Source organism: Pseudobutyrivibrio sp. JW11, from assembly GCF_900115355.1.
Taxonomy (GTDB): Bacteria; Bacillota; Clostridia; order Lachnospirales; family Lachnospiraceae; genus Pseudobutyrivibrio; species Pseudobutyrivibrio ruminis.
The window spans coordinates 333,484-339,797 of record NZ_FOWB01000002.1; the positions used below are offsets into that span (position 1 = coordinate 333,484).

The window sequence follows — 6,314 nt, forward strand, 5'->3', positions numbered from 1 at the left end:
TCCCTATTGAATAACAGCGGAACATCTCTTTTTTGCAACTCATTTATAATAACATGGTTGTTTATAATAATCAACAATCATTTTCCAAATATTTAGCATATAAATCAGGCCTACGCTCTTTTGTGCGTTCAATTGACTGTTCGTGTCTCCACGCATCAACCTTTGCATGATCACCTGATAAAAGAATAGCTGGAACTCGTCTGTCGTTCCAAACCTCTGGCCTAGAATACTGAGGATATTCCAAAAGATTGTTTTCTAAAGATTCATCCTCTCCTGATTCTGAGTTTGTAAGTACTCCTGGAACCATACGTGAAATAGCATCAATCATAACAAGTGATGGAAGCTCACCGCCAGTAAGTACATAGTCACCGATTGAATAATACTCGTCAACGATTTCCTCAAGTACTCGTTCATCGATGCCCTCGTAATGTCCGCAAAGCAAACAAATATCTTCTTTTAAAGCAAGTGTCTTTGCATCTGGCTGCTTAAAAAGCTTACCCTGTGGTGTCAAATAGATGCAATGAACCTTGTGACCGGCCTTTTCGCAGACTGCCTGATATGCGTCGTATATTGGCTGAGCCTGCATAACCATGCCGGCACCACCGCCATATGGATAATCATCCACCTTTTTATGCTTATCAAGTGTGTAATCACGAATATTAATAGCTTCGAATGAAATAGAACCAGCCTTGCTAGCACGGCCAAGGATACTGGTATTTAACGCATCCTCAATCATTTCCGGAAAAAGGGTTAAAATATAAAACTTCATATTAATCCATCAATCCTTCCATCAAATGAATTTCCATTCTGCGCCCTTCGATATCTACATCCAAGATGCAATCCTTGATAGCTGGGACGAGAACAGTTTTGCCGCTTTCAAGGGTAATCTCATAAACATCATTAGCACCTGTTTCCATAACATCAGAAATAGTGCCGAATCTGTTGTCCTTGTCAGAATCAAGATAAACATCACAGCCAATAAGATCTGCGATGAAATACTCATCCTCCTTAAGGTCTACGCGATTGTCCTTTGTGACATAAAGGCCGTGACCCTTATATTTTTCAATATCATTGATATTATCGATGCCTTTGAACTTAAGGATAACAAGATTCTTCTGTGGACGAGCATTTTCAACCTCAAGGCTGATATAGCCCTCCTTACCAGCATCCAAAAGCAAATTCTTCATATTCTTAAATCTGGAAATATCGTCTGTAAGAGGAAAAACCTTTACCTCGCCTCTAATTCCATGAGTCTGTGTAATTGAACCAACCTGATATAAATCTTCCAAACTAATTAACTCCTAATTTTTTCTTTTAGACTATCATATACAAATAGTTCTTTGCAAATGATAGGGCTATCAATTATTTTACTCATTGGCCTTGAGGCTTGCAACCATATCTATCTTTTTTAGATTACGAGACAAAGCAATACTTGTAACAAACATGATTAAAAGTGTACCTATTATTGCAATAAGATAGGCTGATATATCTATGTTTGCAAAGAAATCGTAATTGTCACCTATAGCATATTTAAACATGCAGTCAGTAAATTCATACCCCAGCGGTAAACCAAGGATTATCCCTACTAAGGTAAGCCATAGATTTTGCTGGGTGTAAATAAGCGCCAGTTTATTAAACTTAAAGCCTAATACCTTAAGCGTTGCAAACTGGTACATCTTCTCGCTAAGTGCAAGAATTCCCATATTGTAAATGATAATAAACCCAAGGATAGCTGATATTGCGATTAATAAAACTATCATGCTGCTTATCATCTCAAGCATAACATTCATCTGCTCTTTCAATGATTCAATTGATGAAATCGTAGATACTCCATCTATATCTGAGTCAGTTAAATCACTAAGATCATCATTTGTATAAATGGTATCGCAAATATAATCCTCGCCCAGGCCTTCAAAGGCTACTCTTGTCATAGAAAACTGTTGACTCTGCGGATCTCTGTAGGCGGCTACAATCTTAGTTTCATACCAATCATCCTCCCCCATGATTCTCCATTTAACTGTATCTCCTAATGAAAAATCATTATCTTTAAGAAGTTTTTCTGTTGCAAAAAGCGCCCCAGCTTCATTTACGTCTCCATCTGTGTTTCCTGGTATTCCATCATTAATATCATAGGTGTTTGTATCATGGTCGGATACTCGTAAATATCCATCTGAATCATTTACAGTAATAGAAGAAGTTACTATATTACCCTCTGAATCCTTGTATTCGATGGCAACTGTCTGACTGGTTGCATCTCCGTATGCATCAAACAATTCATCCAATCTTTCATCTGAAACATTTTCCGAAAGATTAAGCTTGTAATTATATGCTTGTATCTTATCAAACTCCCATACAAGATAGTGCTGAAGTGAATCCTGCATACCAAATGCCATCACTATTAAAAGTGTAGAACCCATAACACCAACTATAGCCATGATACTTCTTGATTTACTTCTGAGAATATCCCTCAGATTCCATTTTACGGAAAATGGCAATTTGGCGCTTAGCCCTTTGCCGCCTTCCTTTGCCTTAATCTTAATATGTGGAACTTCAAGTCTAAGAGTTTGAGCTGCAGATTCCTTCAAAATACTCTTTATTGAATAATAAGTAATTATCGTAATTACGATAACAATTAAAGAAGCAACTATATAATTCTTACTTAGAATACATCTGTGAGCGTCAGGCAAATCAAACATAGAGAGCTCCATGTTAAGGAAAGGCTGACCAAGTACAGGACCACCAATTGCAATTCCGAGAATTGCAGCAATTAAGCTTACCCAAAAGCCATATGCAATATAATGCATTGTAACTTTTTTATTTCTAAATCCTAAAGCCTTCAATGTTCCAATCTGCACTCGCTGTTTCTTTACAAATCGACTCATAGTTGTAACAACAGAAAGACCTGCTATGAAAACAAACAATACAGTAAACATTCCAGAGTAGGTATCACCCTCTTCCGATTCAGCCTTTAAAGTCTCATAAGATGGCCATACATCTCTGCCAGTGATTGCACTTATAGAAATGTCATCTAGCTCATACAGCTCATTCTTTACTGACTTTAACTTGTTCTCAAATTCATCAAGCTCACTAGAATTAATATATGGATTAGGAGCTACACCTGTCACATCAACTATAGCATTTGGATAGATGTAGAAATCATCCATTCCAAAATCTATAGGACACTCATTCATGGACAAATAGACCCATCCAAAATCAGCGGCATCCTGGAAAATAACAGTAGGGTCAGATACCGTATATACGTGATCTGGAGATGATACAATTCCTCGAACCACCTCTGTAAATTCATAGCCCTCTACATAAAATGTCAGTTCATCTCCAACTTGAATATCTCTAGCCTTAGCGAAATAATATCCAACCCAAACACCATCTTTATCAGGGCTGTATTCCTCACCATCTCTTAAATACATGGTTGAAATATTCTTTTCATCATCCTCTGGGTCCAGGAAATTCAACTCAACTTGAATATTCTCAATTTCAGAGCTCTCACTATTCTTTACATCAACCGACCCCTGCATAGAGAAATATCTTTCCACATCTGTCACATTGTCTAACGCCTTGATTTTATCTAAATCTTCCTCGGAAAAGTTTTCACCATACAACCATAAATCCTGCATATTATTTTTTTCATAGAATTCTACTGAAGAATACTTCAATCCATCTGAAAAAGAATTGATACCTGAAAATGCCATAATCGCCAAAAATATCATGGCAAAAATTGTAAAGAACTGTCCCAAGTTTTCCTTTATATCTCTTAATAATTTTTTTCTCAACATTTTACCATTGAACCTCATCTATGTTTGCTGGATTTGCATTCTCTTCTACACTCTTTATTTTGCCGTTTTTTACACGTATAACAACGTCGGCGATATCTGCAATAAGTGCATTATGGGTAACGATAATAACTGTATTATTACCTCTTTCCTTTGTAGTTTGCTTTTTCAAAATCTTGAGAATCATTACGCCTGTTTGAGAATCGAGGGCGCCTGTAGGTTCATCGCATAAAAGAAGTGCTGGATTCTTTGCAATAGCACGTGCGATAGAAACACGCTGCTGCTCGCCACCAGATAATTGATTTGGAAATTTATTCATGTGTTCTGATAATCCCACATCCTGAAGTGCTTCTGACGCATCAAGATGATCTTTTACAATTTCATTAATCAACTCCACATTTTCTTTTACAGTAAGTGAAGGAAGAATATTGTAAAACTGGAAAATAAAGCCTACCGATTTAGCTCTAAAATCGCTGAGCTTGTTTTCTGAATATCCGGTAATATTTTCCCCATTTACAATAACCTCTCCTTCAGAAGGAGTATCCATTCCTCCAATGAGATTAAGTAATGTAGATTTTCCTGCTCCTGACGGACCAAGTATTACTACAAATTTTCCTTCCTCAATGTCTAAATCAACATGGTCCAAAGCTCGAAACTCTTTTTCTCCCACGTTATAAACCTTTGATACATTTCTTAAAGATACTTTATTCACCTGTCTCCTCCTTGTCTTATCTAGCCTTTTCAATCTGAATTAAATAATAGCACATTTGGTTAGTTAATTCTAACTACAATTTGTGAATTCTATCATAAATATAAAAAAAGCACCTAGCCCTTATGGACTAGATGTCTGTCATTAACCATCTATGATAGCAAGTTCAATTCATCATCCTGATTTAATACTGTACAATGAAGCCTCTTTCATCAGCTTCAATAGGAATCTGCTGCTTTTGCATATCGTCAATAGCAATATACCTATCATTAGCCAATGACTTAATAAACAAGTATATAGCTTCCTCGGCTCCCTGAACCTCTACAGTGACCGAGCCATCATATTCATTTTTCACGTACCCAGTAAGGTGATACTGGTTGGCTGCATTATTAGCTGTATATCTAAAACCAACTCCCTGCACTCTACCGGTAAATATCATTCTATATCTAACCAACTGATTCACCATCGCTTTCATCCTCTTATTTCTGACCATGTAAATTATTATAATGCTAAACAGCGTTAGAATAATGACAACAAGCGTTATCACTGACATGAAAATAAACATAGTCGCCGTCATCAAACCTGTAGGATGCCCATGGGCATCTGGATTACCATGCAATTCCAATTCAAGCGTAAAATGTAAAACAAGATAATCAAAGAGTAGCTGAAACGGAATGATTATCAGCAGTATAAAAGGATTAAATTCTCTTTTAGTTTTATTTTGACTCATTATTCCCCCCCTTACAGTCTTCCCACTTAGCTATTTAAATGGGCGCAAATATGACATGCTCCCCATATATTCGTCAGCTACGCCCAATTCTTTGTTTAAAAACCTTCGATTTGGGCGCATTTCTCTGCATCCCCTTATGCTTACGTTGCCTCCGCCCAAATTACAGCCATTTTACATATTTCTTTGGGCGCAAAAGATCCACTATCTCAGTAAATACGTGTCGTGACGCCCATTATAATCATATACTTCAAAAATTATTAATGTAATATGCTGGCGAATTAATACTTAAAAAGGAGTACATTACCACATTGGTTCAGGCACCTACATTTCTAACTACATAGTCTCTATAGAAAAAACTAGTGTATTAAAATCGTCGATACTCGAGGTGGTACATCTATACTCTCTACACTTACCATTTTGTTTTACAAGCATTCCACTGTAATCACCTAACGAACGAAGATTTCCATCAGCCCTCTCATACACATTGTAAACACTAAGTTTCCCTTTTTCTGAACTTACTTTTACTATCGCATCTTTCGGACAGGTATCTTCCATCAGGTAGAACTCTTTACCAGTAAATCCATTAATATCTATTACGCCATTTCCAAAATCAACAGCAAACCTGATTCCTTGCTTATATTTCGAATTGGTAGATATAATATTAACTTTTAAAGTTATATCATCTTGAAATTCAATTACATCCCACAATAACACATCATTACGATCATAGATTTTATTATATACTTTGTCTTCACCTTCCTAATGTTTCAAGCCTCAAATGCTTGAATTATAGGTATTTTTTCTTCCTTTATAACCTCAAATCAAGAGCAAAATTGCATGAACAGTCATTGTATCTGGTACTGAATAGCTAATTTTAGGTACACTTCATAAAGCATCCTGATTTTTCTTTATGAAGGCGTTTATTCCTCTGTTAGCTATGATAGTGAACCTTCCGTGTCTATAGGGATCGTGTCCCAACTTCCTTCGTCCCACCTGTTCATACACTGAGTGCCAGCCAAGCTATTTACCAGGGTCTATGCCCCACGGAGAAAACTCCTGCCAGCTACAGCTCTTGTTTGTCTTT

Annotated in this window: 6 protein-coding genes; all 6 read right to left on the minus strand. The window is 36.7% G+C overall.

Translation table 11 applies throughout. From position 1 onward, the window contains the following. Positions 1-70: 70 nt before the first annotated feature. Positions 71-769 carry a tRNA (guanosine(37)-N1)-methyltransferase TrmD gene (trmD, locus tag BM102_RS03845; RefSeq protein WP_033154037.1) on the minus strand — a complete coding sequence of 233 codons (699 nt, stop codon included), beginning with the start codon at positions 767-769 and terminating at the stop codon, positions 71-73. A 1-nt stretch (position 770) separates the two neighbouring features. Beyond that, entirely contained in the window at positions 771-1,289 is a 519-nt protein-coding gene (rimM, locus tag BM102_RS03850) for a ribosome maturation factor RimM (RefSeq protein ID WP_033154036.1), read from the minus strand. A 78-nt stretch (positions 1,290-1,367) separates the two neighbouring features. Beyond that, positions 1,368-3,794: an FtsX-like permease family protein gene (locus BM102_RS03855; RefSeq protein WP_177194891.1), complete on the minus strand. Its 2,427-nt coding sequence runs from the start codon at positions 3,792-3,794 to the stop codon at positions 1,368-1,370. Position 3,795: 1 nt separating this feature from the next. Continuing rightward, a complete protein-coding gene (locus BM102_RS03860; protein ID WP_044934276.1) occupies positions 3,796-4,503 on the minus strand; it encodes an ABC transporter ATP-binding protein in 708 nt (235 codons plus the stop codon). 181 nt (positions 4,504-4,684) lie between these two features. Further along, entirely contained in the window at positions 4,685-5,230 is a 546-nt protein-coding gene (locus BM102_RS14620; protein ID WP_330388583.1) for an acylphosphatase, read from the minus strand. A gap of 333 nt (positions 5,231-5,563) precedes the next feature. Further along, positions 5,564-5,938: a hypothetical protein gene (locus BM102_RS03870; RefSeq protein WP_090479055.1), complete on the minus strand. Its 375-nt coding sequence runs from the start codon at positions 5,936-5,938 to the stop codon at positions 5,564-5,566. Between the last annotated feature and the right edge of the window lie 376 nt (positions 5,939-6,314).

Bases quoted from the DNA above. Each gene is read 5' to 3' on its own strand.
- BM102_RS14620 (WP_330388583.1), bottom strand. From the start codon at position 5,230: ATGAGTCAAAATAAAACTAAAAGAGAATTTAATCCTTTTATACTGCTG.
- trmD (WP_033154037.1), bottom strand. From the start codon at position 769: ATGAAGTTTTATATTTTAACCCTTTTTCCGGAAATGATTGAGGATGCG.
- BM102_RS03855 (WP_177194891.1), bottom strand. From the start codon at position 3,794: ATGTTGAGAAAAAAATTATTAAGAGATATAAAGGAAAACTTGGGACAG.